This is a genomic window from Bacillus sp. MSP13 (assembly GCF_000815295.1).
GTDB lineage: Bacteria > Bacillota > Bacilli > Bacillales > Bacillaceae > Bacillus > Bacillus vallismortis.
Genome location: NZ_JXAQ01000014.1, coordinates 162,596 through 180,951, shown reverse-complemented (window position 1 = coordinate 180,951; position 18,356 = coordinate 162,596). Strand labels below are relative to the sequence as shown.

The window sequence follows — 18,356 nt, the reverse complement described above, 5'->3', positions numbered from 1 at the left end:
TACACCTTTTAAACCTTAACGTAAACGTTAAGGTTTAAAAAACAATAAAAAAAGACGAGCAGCATAAAGCAACCGTCTTTCACATCCTGATTAAGCTATACTTCCTGTCACTGACAGAGATCCTTTTTGAAGGCTTTCAGAAAGCAATTGATACGCAATGACTTTCTTCTTGTATTGTTTGACGACGTCGATACGGTCGTCATAGCTGTATACAAACAGTTTCACATCTTTTTTGCCTTTTTTCATATCTATCACCAACGGCGTGCCGCCGTTTTCCGGATGTAAATAACGCTCTTCGTCACCTGGGTAGATATAATATTTCTCCAGGAAGACAGCTTCGTTAAAGTGGGCAATCACCTTCTGTTTCTCTTCACCCTCAAGACGTTTTCCATCTAGGGAGAGAACAGCATTTTCGCCACTCAGCTTGGCGTGCACCGCGAATTTGCTGAGCAGCCATTCCATGACACCTGTTGGAAGACAGGTTAATACGATTTTCACCAGGCTCATGAGGATTAACATCACGATCGTCCATGTCATGCTTCATCATCTCCGTTCGTTTTCCATGTGCCGATGACACACCATTTTATCCTATCATAAGCAGGACGTTTCGTTTTTGTATATTATGTGAAAAAAAGCGCGGCACCTGCGGGCCGCGCTTTTTTCAGCTTTCCAGCTCTTCGATCATGAGGGACAATTCTGTCCACCGGTCCATGGCAGCCTCAAGCTCTTCCGCCGTTTTCGCCTGCTCGGCCATCAGCTCTTGGATTTTTCCAAAATCGCTTCCTGCTGCGGCGATGTCAGCTTCGAGCTGATCATGCTTTTCTTCAAGCTGGGCAATTTTATCCTCGATTCCGTCCCATTCAAGCTGATCTTTGTAAGAAAGCTTTTTCCGTTTTTCTTTGGCTCAGCTTCGGCCGGTTTTGCTTCCGCAGCCGGCTTTTCAGTTGTTTTTTTCGCTTTTGACTCCTCCATATAGTCGCTGTAGGAGCCTTGGAAGCGGGAAATGACACCATTTCCTTCAAACACAATCAAACGGTCGACGACACGGTCAAGGAAGTAGCGGTCATGGGATACGGTGATGACAACGCCAGGGAACTGGTCGATGTAATCTTCCAGAATGCTCAGCGTTTCAGTATCCAAATCGTTCGTCGGCTCATCGAGAAACAGGACATTCGGCTCCTGCATAAGAACCTGCAGCAAGTATAAACGGCGTTTTTCCCCGCCGGACAGCTTGCGGATGTACGTTTGCTGCATCGAGCGCGGGAAGAGGAAGCGCTCCAGCATTTGTTCAGCTGTAATGATATCGCCATCAACTGTTTTGACGATCTCCGCCGTTTCTTTTATATAGTCAATGACCTTTAGCTCGCCATTCATTTCACTATGATCCTGAGTATAGTAGCCGATTCTGACAGTCTGTCCGATCGTAATATGGCCGCCGTCTGGCTCATGACGGCCGGCAAGCGTGTTTAAAAGCGTTGTTTTTCCGATGCCGTTCGGCCCGATGATCCCGATCCGTTCACCCGGTATGACCAATTCATGAAAGCGATCAACGAGGATGCGGCCGTCATAAGCGATCATCACGTTCTCCGCTTCAATGACCTGTTTGCCAAGACGGTGAGAGCCAATCGCAAAGTCGAGTGAACCCGATGATTGAGGGCCTTTCTGCTCCTTAAGCGCCTCCACTCGGTCAATTCTCGCCTTTTGTTTTGTGGAACGGGCTTTCGCCCCCCGTCTCAGCCAAGCCAGTTCGCGGCGCAGCAGGTTTTGGCGCTTCGTTTCCTTTTGCTCAGCCTGCGCTTCCCGTTCCGCGCGTTTTTCTAAAAACACTTCATAGTTGCCTTTGTACGTGTAGAGGCTGCCTCGTTCAAGCTCATAAATGCGGTTCGTGACACGATTTAAGAAATACCTGTCGTGCGTCACGAGTATGACAGAGCCGGGGTATTGGCTTAAATGTCCTTCAAGCCACTCAATCGTTTCATTATCCAAATGGTTCGTCGGCTCGTCTAAAATGAGCAGATCAGCGGGCTGAATTAAGTTTTTGGCAATCGCCACCCGTTTTTTCTGGCCGCCTGATAGCTCGTTGACTGGCTTTGTTACGTCGTTGACGCCGAGCTTAGACAATACGGTTTTCGCCAAGGTGTTCGCATCCCACGCATGGTTTGCGTCCATTTTCGCCTGCGCCGCCAGCAGATGCTTCTGGCGCTGTTCATCTTCAGGGTCTTCCCCCAGTTCATACAGTGCTTTTTCATATTCGCGTAAGGTTTTCATCACAGCCGATTCACCGGAATAGATATGTTCCAACACGGTTTGCCCCGCAGGCAGCTCCGGGTCTTGATGCAGAAATTCGACGTGCACACTGCCGGATGTCGTGATATCTCCCTCTTCAATAGATTCCAAGCCGGCAATCACCTTCAGCAGCGTTGATTTTCCAGTTCCATTCGGCCCGATTAATCCGATTCTCTCATTCTCTTCAATATGAAAGGAGATGTGGTCAAATAATGTCTTATCTCCGTATGTTTTATACAGATGTTCCGCTTTTAATATGCTCATGGTTCCTATCAATCCTCACGTAAGTTCATGTGTACATTTTAAATCAGCCGCTGGAATAAAACTAGTAAAACATCAGACATATTTCATGGAAATATAGGATAGAAAAAGACCGGGGACATGTCCCCGGTCTTTTATTCTTCCTCTAGCGCTTTTTCTGCCATTTTCGCGAGATGCTGCGCGCTTCCTGAAATCTCCTGCATCGTGGCTGAGATTTGTTCAACAGCAACGGCTTGTCCGTCCGTATGCTGATTAATCGACTCAATGGATTCCTCCAGCCCTTTCAACAGGCTGTGGATTTTTTTCGTGATCTGATCGATCTGGCCGACATTTTCTTTTGAGTGCGTTGCTAGCTTTCTGATCTCATCCGCGACGACAGAGAAGCCTTTTCCGGACTCTCCTGCTCTCGCCGCTTCGATCGCGGCGTTCAAGCCGAGCAGGTTGCTTTGGTCAGAAATGCCTTTCACGGTTACTGAGATATCGGCGATTTCACCGGCGCTTTCGCTGACCTTTTTCGCCTGGGAGGAAATGCCCGTCATTTGAGATGAAAACCCGTTGATTGAGTCAGAAATATCAGAAATGGCCGCGGCCGTTTGTTCAACGACAGCTGATAAGCTTTCCGCCACATCATGCAGCTTTGACGACTCCTCAAGGCTCGTTCCCAGGCCGACGCCTCCTACCACTCTTCCATTCTCGTCGTGAAGCGGGATGGCACGTGCAATCAATGGGAAGCCGAACAATTCTTTCGGAACCATACTCGTCTTCTTCTGATTGGTGCGGATGGCATCTGTGATAATATCCCCTTCCTGCAGCGGATCACCGGCTTTTACGTTTAGCGAAAAGGTTTTGGCCGGTATATTCACAAGCAGTTTTTCCGTATCGTAAATGCCGATTGTAATATCATCTTGGACCAAGCTGTTTAGATAAGGGGCTACTTTGATAAACGCGTCCAGAAGGTCTGCCGTTTCTTTTTCCGTTCTTATGCTCAATTCCATTCACTCCTTTTTTATTAATAAGGGAAGCTGCGTTTTTCGTGCTGGACCGAGATCCATTTCAGCGTCGTAAATTCATCAAGGCTCCACTCGCCGTTCAAACGGCCGAGACCGGATTGCTTTTCACCGCCGAAGGCCACATTCGGTTCGTCATTGATGGTCGTGTCATTGACATGAATCATGCCTGTTTCCACGCGCTTCGCAAAAGCCACGCCGCGCTCAAGATTTGACGTATGTACAGCACCGCTCAAGCCAAACGGCGTTTCGTTTGCGATATCCACCGCTTCGTCTTCTGAATCAAACTTCATGAAGGAAACGACAGGTCCGAACAGCTCTTCCTTGGCGATGCTCATGAACGGTTTCACGTCTTTTAAGATCGTCGGTTCCACGATCGTCCCGTTAAATCCGCCAAGCTTCACTGGAACAGCGCCTTCTTCAATTGCTTTTTCAACAGATTTCATCAGCCCGTCCGTCTGTCTGCTGTTGATTAATGGCCCAATAATCGTATCAGGGTCCATCGGATCGCCGACCTTCAGTGATTCCACTTTTGCCTGATACATTTCAAGGAACTGATCATAAATTGATGAGTGAACAAGTACACGGTTGGCCGACATGCAAATCTGCCCTTGGTGTGTAAATCGGCTGAACACCGCCGCATTGACCGCATATTCGATATCCGCATCCTCAAGTACGATGAAGGCGCTGTTGCCGCCGAGTTCAAGAAGCGGCTTTTTAAAATGCTTCATCGCAAGCTGGCCGATGTAGCTTCCGACTTTCGTTGAACCTGTAAACGAGATGATCCGCGGTACCGGGTGTTCGACAAAGCTGTCTCCGATTTCTGCAATGTCTGTGACAACGACATTCAGCAGCCCCTCTGGAATTCCCGCGTTCTCAAAAATTCTCGCAATCAGCGTGCCGCCGCAGATCGGCGTTTCCTCATGCGGTTTGAGCACGACGCCATTGCCGGCTCCGAGCGCGGGCGCCACTGATTTCATCGATAAAAAGAATGGGAAGTTAAATGGGCTGATCACGCCGACCACGCCTGCCGGCACACGATATAATCTGTTTTCCTTGCCGTCTATTGTTGATGGAAGAATTTTTCCGTCCATACGGACTGGGAACGTTGCCGCTTCTTTTATGATGTTTTTCACAAGCCCGATTTCAAAGGCCGCTTTAAGCCTTGTTCCGCCAAGCTCTTCCATAATCAGATAAATGATGGCTTCTTCGTTTTCTTCAATATACGTGACGGCTTTTTCTAAAATGGTTCTTTTCTCAAACGGATTGACCGCATCCCATTTTTTCTTTGCCAGCGCCGCTGCCCGGTACGCTTCATCTACATCGTCAGCAGTCGCTTTTTGGAAGGTTGTGAATGTTTTTTGAGTATAAGGATTTTTGTTTTCCAATACATTTGGGCTGCTGCCCTCCTGCCACTTCCCGCAGATAAACTGTTTATTCAACTCTTCATATTGAAACATGGTCAGCATCTCCTTTTTAATCGAAAGTCATAATGTGGGCGAATCTATTGTTTCTATCGGTTCCCCCTGCATAAAATTGAATATCTTATTAGTAAATTACTATTCTATCCTACGACAACGCTGTTTCGCTTCTATCATTTAAAGTGGAAAAAATATGGTTGACTGCGCCAAATTTCGACAATATCATACAATAAGAATTGTATATAATGATTAGAATATTTTGAATTTTCAGGGAGGAACTTTGATGAGTTCATTATTCAGAAAAAAAACACTTGAAACATTGAGTGCGCAGAGTAAGTCAAAAAGCCTTGCCCGTACGTTAAGCGCATTTGATTTAACCTTGCTCGGCATCGGTTGTGTCATCGGTACAGGGATTTTTGTCATTACAGGAACAGTGGCCGCGACCGGTGCAGGTCCAGCTCTCATCATCTCGTTTATTTTAGCTGGTCTCGCCTGTGCGCTCGCCGCCTTCTGCTATGCTGAGTTTTCGTCTTCGATTCCAATTTCGGGGAGCGTGTACTCATACTCCTATGTGACACTCGGAGAACTGCTCGCCTTTTTGATCGGATGGGATCTCATGCTTGAATACGTCATTGCGCTGTCGGCAGTTGCCACCGGCTGGTCTTCATACTTTCAATCCCTGCTTGCCGGCTTCAACCTTCATATTCCAGCCGCACTGGCAGGAGCGCCGGGGAGCACGCCGGGCGCCGTGTTTAATCTTCCGGCTGCGGTGATCATTCTCATCATCACTGCGATTGTCAGCCGAGGCGTCAAGGAAAGCACACGCTTTAACAACGTCATCGTCCTGATGAAAATCGGGATCATTTTATTGTTCATCATTGTCGGCCTCGGTTATGTCAAACCGGATAACTGGTCTCCTTTTATGCCGTTCGGGATGACAGGCGTCATCGTCAGCGCGGCAACTGTGTTCTTCGCGTATCTCGGGTTCGACGCGGTTTCTAACGCTTCAGAGGAAGTGAAAAATCCGCAAAAAAACATGCCCGTCGGCATTATTTCAGCTCTTGCCGTCTGTACGGTTCTGTACATCACGGTATCGCTTGTGCTGACAGGCATGATGCCTTATACGAAATTGGATGTCGGAGATCCGGTCTCATTTGCGCTGAAATTCGTCGGCCAGGATGCTGTTGCCGGGATTATATCTGTCGGTGCCATTATCGGGATTACAACGGTGATGCTCGCTTTGCTGTACGCTCAGGTCCGTTTGACGTTTGCCATGAGCAGAGACGGCCTTCTGCCTGGATTGTTCGCAAAGGTCCATCCGTCGTTTAAAACGCCTTTCCGCAACACGTGGCTGACAGGTATCGTTGCGGCGGGCATCGCCGGGTTTATCAACCTCGGAACGCTGGCCCATCTCGTGAATATGGGGACGCTGGCCGCGTTTACAGTCATTTCCATTGCGGTCATCGTGTTAAGAAAGAAACATCCGGAAATCAAAGCGTCCTTCAGAGTGCCGTTCGTTCCGGTTGTGCCGATCATCAGCGCAGGTATCTGTCTCTGGTTTATGTACAGCCTTCCCGGCGTCACATGGCTTTCATTTGCCATCTGGATCGCTGTTGGAACAGTGGTTTACTTCCTGTATTCGAGAAAACACAGCTTATTAAACAAATAATCTCATTTCAGCCGGCGGTGCCTCACCAGCCGGCTTTTCTTTTTTTTCATGAGCTATACTTTAAAGAACCTAGCAGAATGGGAGACAAACTGATGAAACAATACCGCACTTTATTATTTGATGTAGACGATACCATCCTTGATTTTAGAGCGGCAGAAGCATTAGCGCTTCGTTTGCTGTTTGAAGATCAGAACATTCCTTTAACAGATGAAATGAAGACGCAGTATCAAACAATCAATCAAGGCCTGTGGAGAGCCTTTGAAGAAGGAAAGATTACACGTGATGAAGTTGTAAACACACGTTTCTCCGCTTTGTTCAAGGAATACGGTTATGAGGCGGACGGCGCTTTGCTTGAGCAAAAATACCGCAGCTTTCTTGAAGAAGGGCATCAGCTTATTGATGGCGCCTTTGATCTCATCTCAAATCTGCAGCACCGGTTTGAGTTGTATATCGTGACAAACGGCGTGTCTAAAACACAATACAAGCGTCTCGGTGATTCAGGATTATTTCCGTTTTTTAAAGATGTTTTCGTATCTGAAGACACAGGCTACCAAAAGCCAATGAAGGAATACTTCGATTACGTATTTGAACGGATTCCCCACTTTTCAGCAGAGCACACATTAATTATCGGCGATTCGCTGACTGCCGATATCAAAGGCGGACGGCTCGCCGGACTTGATACTTGCTGGATGAACCCTGACATGAAACCAAATGAGTCAGAGATTATGCCAACTTATGAGATTCGCAAGCTTGAAGAGATGTATGACATGTTGAATATCAAAAAAACCGTCCGCTGCTAATCGGGACTGACCCCGACAATGATTGCCATCGCCTTTCTCCCTGTTCTCGGCATCCTAGCCTTCCTATTGCCGAGCGATCAAAAGCTGAGAGAATGGCACAGCTAAAAAACCCCTGCCATGGGGCAGGGATTTTTTTAATCCAGCTGTATAAAATGAGTGTCAGGCACTGCATGTTTCGGGATAAAGCCGTCCGCAAAGTCGGGGAATGCCGACTGAATTTCGTCAATCCACCTTTTTAGGTTTAACACATACGGCATATAAATCATTTCAATTGTCGCTTCGTCTTCAATCCGGTAATACCAGCAAAGATTAAACTCTTTTTCCGTCACCAATGTAAACCCGGAGAAATGATAGAAAATCAGCGGTGTTTCATCTATATACACGCGTCCGTCCTTTTGCCCGACTTTATAGTTTTCAATATTCCAAAGCGCTGTATTGGCTCCGATTGATTTGACCACATGCACATCCTTATACTGCGCCGGCCATTTCTCCACATACCTTTGGTCGCCGTACGTCTTTCGTTCCGTATTCATTTCTACCGTACAAAATGCAACGCAGTCCTGTCTCCACTGCCACACCGCTTCATATGCTTCCTTCGTATTCCCGGCACCGACAAAGCCTGTATTAAAGCGGCCGGTCCGCTCATAATATGACATGAATCGCGGCGAGTTCCGGTGATCAGTCAAATATAGAGACGCCGCTGGGTTTTCGGCAAAAATACGTGCTGGATCAGAAAAGAAAAACAGATCGGTATCGATGTGGGCAAAGTATTGAGCATCCCCCCATTTGCTCATGACATGAAACAAAAAGGCGGGTTTTAATGTCCAGCAATATTCATGAAACGTTCGATTGCCTTTCGCTTGCAGCAGCTCCGGGTCTTCCATTTCATGCAGCTGCACAAAGGTCACATGCTTCCATGGCACGTGCTGAAGCAATTCATACGCTTTTTGATCGACACACAGCACATATAAATGAAAATCATCGCAATGCTCATGGAGAGAATGAATCATGGGCATGAGCTTAAAGATATGCGTCCTTGACACTATCGTTGAAAAATGAAATGTACTCACCATACCACATCCAATTATCTAAGATCCACGTGCAGCAAATCGTTGACAAGCGCATACAGCGCGTTGGCAAAATCGTTTACGCCTAGCTTTTTCTTCGCTCTTGGCAGAAGCTTACGGACAGATTGCAAATCAAAGTTTTTCGCCGTCACCCTCGGGGCTTTCTTTTGCCAGTCCGGGTCAATATTGCGTTCTTTAACAACATGGAGCAGCTCAAGAAACACTTTCAGCAGCATATCGTATTTCTTAGCTTCCAAAAGCTTATGAATATCAGCCATGATGCCGTTCGTCATGTCAGGCGGGAACGGCCCGTTAAAAGCGAGATGAACATCTAAGGACTGGATGTTGTTGTATTTATCGCACATATAGGCAATGTTTACCCGAATATCGTCCACAGACTTACAATTGCTCGGGTGCTCCTGATGAACACTGACAATGTCGCGATGCAGCCTGAACGTCAGTCCGGCCTGATGTAGCCTGATCCCGAGGTCATAATCCTCAAACCCGTACCGCACAATGCTTTCATCAAATAAACCGAGATCAATCACATGCTTGCGTTTGACAGAGGAATTATTCGTGATAAAAAAGCGCCATGGCATATGATAGCCTTTCAGGTCATCGCCGTACTCAACTAAAATCTGCTTGAGTACGTCAATAAAGTCGGTATCAAGGTCAAAGCTTTTATCCAAAAAGCTTCCGTTCTTGATATCCGCTTCCTTCAGCAGCTTTTGTTTGTCTTTTTTCGGCATTTCGTCTACGAGCTTTGCGAGCTGTTCCTTATGCTCATCTTCAAACCGCTCGTAATAAAAACTGTAAATCCGTTTCCAAAACAAACCGCATACGACGAGATTCTCTTCGTTCTCATGAGCCTTGATATGCTTTGCCACAAGATCCTTTGCCGCGAGCATATCGCTGTCATGAAAAATCAGGATATCTCCTCTGGCATTGCGAAGCGCCTGATTTCGTCCGTACGCAATGCCCCTGTTTTCTTGAACCCTTGTAAAAACGAGCGGAAAATCCGCTTGAAACGACTCAAGCATCGAGAGCGTTCCGTCCTCAGATCCATTATCCGCCACAATGACTTCAAATTCTTCATCGCACTCCTGCTCGTTTAACGACAGAAGGCTGTTATAGAGACGCTCCTTTGAATTATATGCAGGAATAATCACGCTTGCTTTCACTTCATTTTCACTTCCTGTATTTACTCATTTATTTGTTGTCATCTTTCGAAGCAAAACCGTTAAATTCAGGGTCTAACATGTAGATGTGCCGAATGATATACGGCAATGTCTTTTGATACAGCTCATGCACAAACGGCAAGTCTGTACGGGTTGTTTCATGGATCTGTTTGATTTCATTGAGGCTGACGATTCGGTATCCGCTGAAATGGTAAAAGATCAGCGGGCTGCCATCCTCCAGCACGATCCGGCCATCTTCCCAAGAAAACGTGTGCTGTCCGTAGTTCCAGTGGCCAATGTTCACACCGGGTGTCGTAATGTCACACACATTCGAAAACAGCTCAGACATATCATCCAAATAGCCCTGATCACCGAATTTCCCTTCACCCGGGGCATTTTTGCATTCCTCAAGACAGCGTTCCTTCCACCACTCCAAACAGTCCATGCCGGCATCATCATGCTTGAAGCTGATAAAACCTGAGTTATATCTGCCTAAAAGACGCTGCAGCATGTCAATCTGCTCTCTCTCAAAGGAAGGAATGACGATATCCCCCCGTGAAAGGAGCACCGAGCAGTCCGGCTGGTTTTCAAAAATCGGCGACGGATCGGCGTAAAAAAAGAGATCCCCGTCAATATACGTCACACGCTCCAGTTCGGGATTGCTGTTCAGCACGGCTTGCAGAAAGATCGGCTTCATCGTCCAGCAGTACTCGCTTTGATCTCTTGTTTCCTTCAGCTTCAAAAGCATCTCATTTTCGAACGCGGCCACCGGCACAAGGTTCAGCTGCTTCATCTTTAGCTTCTGTAAGACGCGGTGCGTGTCTTCATCCATGCATAACGTATAAATCGGACTGTCTTGATCAACTTGCTCCAACGACTTAAATAACGCGACTGCCTGATATAATCTCCCTTTTGATAAAACGGTGCAATATGCGCTGGTCACAGTCATGCTCACCTCGTTTCATATTACTTTTTGAAGAATTCCGTATACCACTCAATCGTTTTTTCAAGTCCTTCATCAATGGTGTAGGCGGGTGTCCAATTCAGCAGCTTTCTCGCTTTTTCCGCGGATAAATATTGATGTTTGATTTCATTGCTTCCCTGGTTCAGCACCTTCGGCTTCAGATCACTGTTCATTTTGTTCAAGATTTTTTCGACCAGTTCAAGTACAGTCAGCTGAATCTCATTGCTAAAGTTAAAGGCCTCTCCGGCAAGGTTGTTTTCCTCCATTTTTTCTGCCAGAAGCATATACGCCTGAACGGCATCTTCGATATAAAAGTAGTCGCGGACAAACGTGCCGTCACTGCGGATTTCCGGTGCTTCCCCGTTCAGCACAAGCTGAATCGTTTGCGGAATAATCCGGTTGAAGTTCAAATCCCCGCCGCCGTATAGGTTTCCGCACCGTGTGATGCAGACCGGAACCCCGTACGTATGATAATAGGTGTGGCTGATCAGATCTGCGCAGCTTTTCGAGACGTCGTACGGATGCTTGCCTTGCAGCGGCATCTTTTCATCGTACGGAAGGTTTTCTTGGTCGCCGTAAGCTTTATCGCTTGAAGCGACAACGACCCGTTTGATGAGTGGGTGCTTCCGGCAGGCTTCGAGAATATTCCACGTGCCGAGAATATTCGCTTCAAAGGTCGAAATCGGGTTGCGGTTGGCCACGCCGACAATCGCTTGTGCAGCGAGGTGAAAGACGGTGTCAATTTCATACTCGCCAAGCGCGCGCTCAATCACAGGCAAGTCTTCAAGAGAGCCCCGCACAATGTTCATTTTCTTGATATGTTCTCCCTGGTAAAGGTTGGATTGAGGCACATGATCCCTGACAAGCCCCGTCACGTTTGCGCCCTGTTCGATCAGCTCTTTCACCAAACAGCTTCCTAAGAGACCTGTACACCCCGTAACAAATACGTTTTTATTTTTCCAGAAACTCAAATCAGTTCACCATACCTTCCATACTTGTTGTCCTTGATCCCACATCTTGTTGACTTCTAAGAGGTTTTTATACGTATCGATGGCCGTCCAAAATCCGTAATGGCGGTACACGGCAAGCTCCCCGTCTTTGGCAAGGTTCTTCAGCGGTTCATCTTCGAACATTGTGTTCCCGTCCTTCGGCAAATAATCGAAAACCTTGGGACTGAGAACAAAGAATCCGCCATTGATGATTCCGTCACTCGAGGTCTTCTCAGAGAATGTTTTCGCGATGCCGTCCTCAACCGTCAAGGTGCCGAACTGCGAGACTTTGTCAATGCCTGTGACAGTCGCGGCAGCTCCTTTTGCCTGATGATAGCTGATGAGATGGAAAAGATTGATATTGGCCAGCCCGTCTCCATAGGTAAGCAGAAACGTTTCATCGCCGATATAGTCTTTTGCCTGCAAGATTCTTCCGGCTGTCAGCGTGTCTTCCCCTGTCTCCAAAAACGTCATTTTCCACATTTCGGGCTGTCCCAGTATCTGCACCTCTCCCGTAGAACTGTCGAGAGTCAGGCTGTTATGCTTCCATTCATAGTTGAGAAAGTATTCTTTGATTTTTTCTCCTTTGTAGCCCAAAAGCAGAATAAACTCGTTCACTCCGTAGTACTGATAGATTTTCATAATATGCCATAGAATCGGTTTGCCGCCTATCATGGCGAGCGGTTTAGGAATGTCATTTGTGACTTCACTCATTCTCGTTCCTTTTCCGCCGCAGAGAATGACCGCTTTCATCTCTACCCCTCATCTCTATGAATATTGAGTTCGAAACCTGGTACAGCTTTACAATCTATCAAGGCGTTTCCCCGATAATTTGTCCACTTCAATACCGGTTTCAAAATCTACTGTAATGATATGAGAGAAAGCCGGCCTTGGTGACCAAATAGAATCTATTTTTTCAAGTTGGTTATGTAACCAAAAAAAGAGCCTTGAGCGAAGGCAATGTGCCCGCTCAAGGCTCTTTCTCGTCTTATTTGATTTCTTTTTCCTTGCCGTAATAATAGTCAGACGGATCAACGGCTTTGAAATCACTCAGTTTGTGGAATCTCAGCAGGTCTTTGTACAGAACACTGTCTGAAAGGCTCAGCTGCTGGCTCACTCTTGTTTTCAGATTCTTCGTTTCTTCATTCGCTTTCAGTTTTTCACCGGTTTTCGTATCATAAATGATATTATCGACCGATGTGTACTTCGGCGTCACGAAGTCGCCGTTTCTGAACGCCACTGTGTCATCGTGGTCTTTAGAGAATAAATCAGTGCCAAAGTTGATATATTTCTGCGAATCAATTCCTTGCAAGTGCAGAAGTGTCGGCATGACGTCGATTTCACCGCCATACGTGTGGTTCACTCCGCCTTTTTTGCCAGGAACGCGGATCATCAGCGGCACGCGCTGGTTCTGCGCGTTTTGGTAATCTGTAATTTCTTTTCCGAGAATCTCTTTCATCGCGCGATTATGATTTTCGGAAATACCGTTATGGTCACCGTAAATCACGATAACTGAGTCATCATACAGGCCGGCTTCCTTCAGCTCCTTGAAGAATTGCTCAATCGACTCGTCAAGGTAACGAGCTGTCTGGAAGTAATTATCAACCGTTTTATCACCCGTTGTCGCTTTCTTAATGGTCGCATCTTTTTCATCAAGGTTAAACGGATAATGGTGTGTCAACGTAATCAAATGCGCGTAAAACGGCTGTTTAAGAGATTCAAGTTTTGGAATCGACTCTGTAAAGAACGGCTTATCCTTGAGTCCCATATTTACGAGGTTTTCTTCAGACATGTCATAACTGCTTGCGTCGAAGAACTCGTCATACCCAATATGTTTGTAAATCTGGTCACGGTTCCAGAATGATTTGTAGTCACCATGCAGGACAGCGCTTGTGTAGCCTTCCTTCTGGTCTAAAATCGCCGGAAGCGACTGATATGTGTTTTCGCCTTTCGTCACAAACGCAGAGCCTTCAGGAAGGCCGAAGAGGGAGTTGTCCATTGTCAGCTCGGCATCAGATGTTTTTCCCTGGCCGGTCTGATGGAAAAAGTTATCAAAATACATCATATCTTCTGCGCCGTGTGCGAGTTTATTTAAGAAAGGCGTCACCTCTTCACCGTTCAGCTTATAATCAATCAGGAATGTCTGGAAGCTTTCCAGGTGAATCTTGATGATGTTTTTGCCTTTGGCAGAACCGAAGTACTCGGCATTCGGTTTCGCATAATGAGACGTCGTGTAATTCTCGACGCTTGTTAAATCATCGCTGCTCGCGTAGGCTCTTTGCGATTCCGTTTGAGCCGTCTGCACACCGTCATAAATGGTGTAATTGTAAAGACCTAAATATTTCACGATATAATTGCGGTCAAATGTTCTTGTCAGCAGCTGCGGACGGTCTTTTTCCGCATAGTGCAGGTTGATGAAAAACAGTGCGATCCCGGAAAGGATCACCAAAGACGCAAAGCGTTTTTTCATTTTGTATTCTTTTAATTCAGGTCTCCAGATCAATACCGCAATCAAAATGATGATATCTAAGAAATAGAAAATATCATGAGCGGCCATGATGCTGAAAATCCCGTCTCCCATGTTTCCGACGTTGCCTGACTGTTTAATGTTCGGGAACGTCAAGAAATCGTCAAAGAAACGGTAGAATAAAATATTCGCGTATAACACAAATGTCATCACAAAATCGATAATCAGCATGATAATGGCTGATTTGCGCCCTTTCGCAAGCAAAGCCAGTCCTAAAAAGAAGACAGCGCTTGAGAACGGGTTAAATACCAGGAGGATCTCCTGGGTTGTGCCTTTTACTCCTAGGTTAAACTCTGCTTTGTAAGATAAATACGTTTTTGCCCAAAACAGTATAACCGCCAGCACAAAAAAGCTAAGTTTGTAAGAGAAAAGTTTCTTCATAGCAACCTCTACTTTCTTAAACACTTTAAGTCTTTATTTAAATTTACCTGCTCTTGATTCTGTCTCCAATTCTTTCTTTTCAAACAGAATTAAGGCATCACACAACAAATAAATACACCGGTAAGCCCGGAATATTTATGTTTGGCACCATACCATTTTGATTGCACCTATTTCAAGCCAAACACTGGACGAAAGAAGCCTTCGTTTCGTTTCACATTTTTTTCGGGAAATAAAAAAGATTTTTTTTGTCATAAATGCCTTTGAATAAATAGATACCGAGTATAAGAATAACATAAACTAGCAAAAACGAAAAATAGGTCTTGCAGACAGCCTGTCCTGCCAGAGGGCTGTGGCTATTGTATGCACTCATGTTTAGCGTGTTCACAATTTTTTCAAAAGGGCAAAAAAATCAGCTGGAAATCCAAAGAAACAGCACAAAAACAAAAAAGCTTGTAGAAAAAAATCGTTTTCTCTACAAGCTGAGACTGGATGGCCCCCAGTCTTTATATCCCCGACCAAACATCTTTTGCATAGATGCCGGTATCCTGCAGATGTTTCAGCCAGTTTTGCGCTTCTTGTTCGCCGGTGCCATGAACAGACTGATACGCTTTTTGCAGGGCGGCCTCCACATCTGGGGCCATTTTGCTGCCGTCACCGCATACATAGAGCCTGCCTCCGCGATCAAGAATCGAAATCAATGTTTCTGCATGGTCAGCCATGAGATGCTGGACATACATTTTCGGCATGCCTTCTTTTCGGGAAAAGGCTGTGTGCACAGTGGCGATTCCGTCTTTTTCAAACTGCTCAAGCTCATCCCGGTAAATAAAATCACGATCGTTCCTGCATCCGAAATAGAGATGGGCTTCGCCAAGCGTTTTTCCCTCCCGCTTTAAAGCTGAACGGGCTTGGAGGAAACCGCGGAATGGCGCAACTCCTGTGCCCGGCCCAACCATAATGATGGGGGTTTCAGGGTCTTCCGGAAGCTGAAACCGGGATTCGGGTGTGCGGATAAACACTACGACATCATCACCCGCTTGGCGTTCAGCTAAGTGATTTGAAGCCACGCCCCTGTATTCGCCAAGGCCGCTCCACGCTTGACCGCGCACAATACCGACTGTAATGGATGCTTGCTCCGGATTCACCCTTGGCGAGCTAGAAATCGAGTAATATCTTGGTTTTAACGGCCGTAAAAGCTCTAAAAATCGTTCAAACGGCATATCGCACGCTTCATATTGTTCAAGCAGATCCAGCATGGACTTCCGTTTTTGCAAAATTTGTTTCTGGTAGACACCCTCTGCCGTCAGTTCTTCCAATTCACGTTTATGAGGCGGACAGACTGTAAATGCCGCCAGCTCCCGGATTTGCGCCCTAGTGGCGGCTTCCTGCACCTCAACGCTGTAGCTGAGAAGGTCTTGCAGGCTGACAGGCCGCCCTAATGGCAGATGCCCCGCACTGCGTCCGCTTGCCGACAATGTTACTTGGTCGGTTCTCTTTAGGCCGAAGCGATGAAGAATCCGGCTGACATTGGTTTGGCTGTTCCTCGGCAAAACACCAAGGTGATCGCCCTCCCGATACCCAATATCCGGCGGTAAAATGATTTCAATGTGTCGGGTGCTGCGATCGCTGTCTGCGGACTGGAGTTCTCGATTTTCAGCGATGGATGCGTGAACCGCTTCGTACGATCGGGCCAGCGGAGACTCTCCAAGCCCTCTGACAAACTGAAGGCTCAGCGTGCTTCGCTCCTTATCGGCGTTTTCATTAAGCTCAAGTCCGAATGCTTTGATGGCGTCTGTCCACATGCTGTTTTTCCACTCGTCAAGCTGCCCTTCAAAATCACCGCTTACATCCCCCTCTCCGCGCGCAGAAAACCGAGTCGCGCCTTTCTCCGCAAACTGCTCATCAATGAATCTCGGCACGTTCTGGTACGTGCTCGCCCAGTTGTGATCGCCGCAGCCAAATACCGTATAATGAACGCCTTCAAGCTCACCCGGTTTGATTTCTTGAAGCCACTGCACGAACTGCCCCGCATTGCTTGGCGGTTTTCCGTTATAAGACGAGGTCACAATGACAACCGCTCCCTCTTTCGGCAGTTTTCCAATCCTGTCGTTCAGCGGTGCCGCTTCAGTTCTTACGCCGTGAAGACTGGCTGTATCGGCAAGCTCGCGGGCTACGCCTTCCGCGGTGCCGGTATCAGATCCGTACAGCACGAGAAGCGGGCGGTTATTGAGGCCGATGACCGATGCACCCTTCGTTTCCGCTTTCTCTTTTTGCCCATCAGGCGCCGCTTTTTCAGCTGCCGGGACGTCGGCATGAATGGCCTCCTGATGCCGTGTTTGAACCCTGATCCGGAAATCGCCCGGTTTGAGTGTCAAAGTTTGCTTAATATCAAGCTCATAATTCTCATGGTCAATCAACGTGAAATATTTTAATATCATGCCCAGCACAAGTGTGGCTTCATGAAGGGCAAACTGCATGCCAATACAGGCCCGCTGCCCATTTCCGAACGGTTTGTACGCATGATGGGGCACTTGGTCCTGATATTCAAACCGTTCTGGACGGAATTCCTCGGCATCCTCTCCCCAAGCGTTCCGATCACGGTGAAGCTGCGGAATCAGCACAGAAATTCTGTCTTTCGTCGTAATCAGGTATTTTCCGCCAATGACTGTGTCTTCCTTTGGATAAAGGCTGAAAGCCGGGGCTGTCGGCCATAAACGCAAGGACTCATTTAAAATCATCCGGATATATTTTAGCTCAAGCACTTGCTTGTAGGTCGGCGCTGCATCCGTCAGCACCCGGTCGACCTCTTCATACGCTTTTTTTAGTTTGTCGGCATGATTCAATAAGAAATAGATCGCAAAGGAAAGCAGGCCGCTCGTTGTTTCATGTCCGGCAATTAAAAACGTAATGATCTGAAAACGGATATTTTCATCATCAAGTTTGTCTCCGGTCTCAGGATCCTCCACCTTCAGCATGCGGGCAAGCAAATCTTTTTCCTCCCAATCCCCATCCGCCTTGCGCTCCGCAATAATGCTGTCGACTAACGAAAACATCGTTTGAATATCATGATGAAATTGTCGCTTTGTCCTCACCATCAGCTTATCTTGAAAATCAAGCCGCTGCATCTGGTGCATCGCTTCATCAAGCGCGCGCACCATGCTGTTGATAAACGGGTGGGGCGTTTCTCTATAGTAGCTGTTAAAGCGATAGTTAAACCCGCACAGACCAATCGTGTCCAGCGTCAAACGGGTCATATCCCCTGGGACATCAACGGCTTCATTCGGATTGAGCCTGGCCCATTTTTGAATGAGCTGAACCGCGATATCGACCATTTTGTCATGATAATCCTTCATGGCCCGCTGGCTGAACGTCGGCATCAGAATGTTGTGGGCTTTTCTCCAATTAGGCTCATGTGTCCAGCTTGTAAACAATCCGTCCCCGGAAAACGCGCGAACCTTTTCCAAGGCGCCTTCAATGCTTTTATCGAATCGCTCTTCATCACAAACCTCTTTCACCAGCTCATGGTCGGACACAAAGATCGTGGTGCCTGCAGGTGTGTGCATTTGAAAAATCGGGCCCTGCTCTTCCGCCAGTTTGATCAGCGAAAGTGTCGGTTTGTCTTTATCAATAAGAGGCAGATTGCCGAGCGGACCAAATGTCTTCGGCTGAGGAATCGGGCTTGTTTCCTTCATCGAACCATTCCTTTCCGTATGAAATGCCTTCTATCTGACTACATTTCCCTTTCATGGTGATGATTATTCCGTTCCTCCGATTGACGTATGGACACCGTTTTTTCTATACTTGAGAAG

At 47.0% G+C, this 18,356-nt stretch carries 11 protein-coding genes and 3 pseudogenes; 3 read left to right on the top strand and 11 right to left on the bottom strand.

Translation table 11 applies throughout. The features are described 5' to 3' along the window. Positions 1-90: 90 nt before the first annotated feature. The 4 genes and pseudogenes from SC79_RS17570 to yfmT form a co-directional block, all read right to left on the bottom strand. Complete coding sequence (locus SC79_RS17570; protein WP_039076173.1) at positions 91-537, bottom strand: YfmQ family protein; 447 nt, start codon at positions 535-537, stop codon at positions 91-93. A 124-nt stretch (positions 538-661) separates the two neighbouring features. Continuing rightward, positions 662-2,550, bottom strand: a pseudogene (locus SC79_RS17565) (ABC-F family ATP-binding cassette domain-containing protein). 131 nt (positions 2,551-2,681) lie between these two features. Beyond that, positions 2,682-3,047, bottom strand: a pseudogene (locus SC79_RS21695) (methyl-accepting chemotaxis protein); the annotation flags it as partial. 509 nt (positions 3,048-3,556) lie between these two features. After that, positions 3,557-5,014, bottom strand: a complete 1,458-nt coding sequence (gene yfmT / locus SC79_RS17555) for a benzaldehyde dehydrogenase (protein WP_039076171.1) — start codon at positions 5,012-5,014, stop codon at positions 3,557-3,559. A 244-nt stretch (positions 5,015-5,258) separates the two neighbouring features. Between yfmT and SC79_RS17550 the strand changes: the two genes are divergently transcribed. The 3 genes and pseudogenes from SC79_RS17550 to SC79_RS21450 all read left to right on the top strand — a co-directional run. Beyond that, positions 5,259-6,644 carry an amino acid permease gene (locus SC79_RS17550; protein WP_039076170.1) on the top strand — a complete coding sequence of 462 codons (1,386 nt, stop codon included), beginning with the start codon at positions 5,259-5,261 and terminating at the stop codon, positions 6,642-6,644. A gap of 92 nt (positions 6,645-6,736) precedes the next feature. Beyond that, entirely contained in the window at positions 6,737-7,444 is a 708-nt protein-coding gene (locus SC79_RS17545; RefSeq protein ID WP_039076169.1) for a YjjG family noncanonical pyrimidine nucleotidase, read from the top strand. Beyond that, positions 7,445-7,549 (top strand): annotated as a pseudogene (locus SC79_RS21450) (hypothetical protein); the annotation flags it as partial. It abuts the gene before it with no gap. A gap of 29 nt (positions 7,550-7,578) precedes the next feature. On the opposite strand, the gene SC79_RS17540 reads toward SC79_RS21450, so the two are convergent. From SC79_RS17540 to SC79_RS17510, 7 genes are all read right to left on the bottom strand, one after another. Beyond that, positions 7,579-8,514 (bottom strand): putative nucleotide-diphospho-sugar transferase, encoded by a 936-nt coding sequence (locus SC79_RS17540; RefSeq protein WP_039076168.1) that lies wholly within the window; start codon positions 8,512-8,514, stop codon positions 7,579-7,581. Between the two features lie 14 nt (positions 8,515-8,528). Further along, positions 8,529-9,692: a glycosyltransferase family 2 protein gene (locus tag SC79_RS17535; protein WP_039076167.1), complete on the bottom strand. Its 1,164-nt coding sequence runs from the start codon at positions 9,690-9,692 to the stop codon at positions 8,529-8,531. 28 nt (positions 9,693-9,720) lie between these two features. Next, positions 9,721-10,632 carry a putative nucleotide-diphospho-sugar transferase gene (locus tag SC79_RS17530; protein ID WP_039076166.1) on the bottom strand — a complete coding sequence of 304 codons (912 nt, stop codon included), beginning with the start codon at positions 10,630-10,632 and terminating at the stop codon, positions 9,721-9,723. Between the two features lie 23 nt (positions 10,633-10,655). Then, the gene (locus SC79_RS17525; RefSeq protein ID WP_039076165.1) at positions 10,656-11,624 is read right to left on the bottom strand and encodes a GDP-mannose 4,6-dehydratase; all 969 of its coding nucleotides are present in this window, start codon (positions 11,622-11,624) and stop codon (positions 10,656-10,658) included. 6 nt (positions 11,625-11,630) lie between these two features. Beyond that, positions 11,631-12,395 carry a glucose-1-phosphate cytidylyltransferase gene (locus tag SC79_RS17520; RefSeq protein ID WP_039076164.1) on the bottom strand — a complete coding sequence of 255 codons (765 nt, stop codon included), beginning with the start codon at positions 12,393-12,395 and terminating at the stop codon, positions 11,631-11,633. Between the two features lie 235 nt (positions 12,396-12,630). Next, positions 12,631-14,550 carry a lipoteichoic acid synthase LtaS1 gene (ltaS1, locus tag SC79_RS17515; protein WP_039076163.1) on the bottom strand — a complete coding sequence of 640 codons (1,920 nt, stop codon included), beginning with the start codon at positions 14,548-14,550 and terminating at the stop codon, positions 12,631-12,633. A gap of 503 nt (positions 14,551-15,053) precedes the next feature. Further along, entirely contained in the window at positions 15,054-18,239 is a 3,186-nt protein-coding gene (locus SC79_RS17510; RefSeq protein ID WP_039076162.1) for a bifunctional cytochrome P450/NADPH--P450 reductase, read from the bottom strand. Positions 18,240-18,356: the final 117 nt, after the last annotated feature.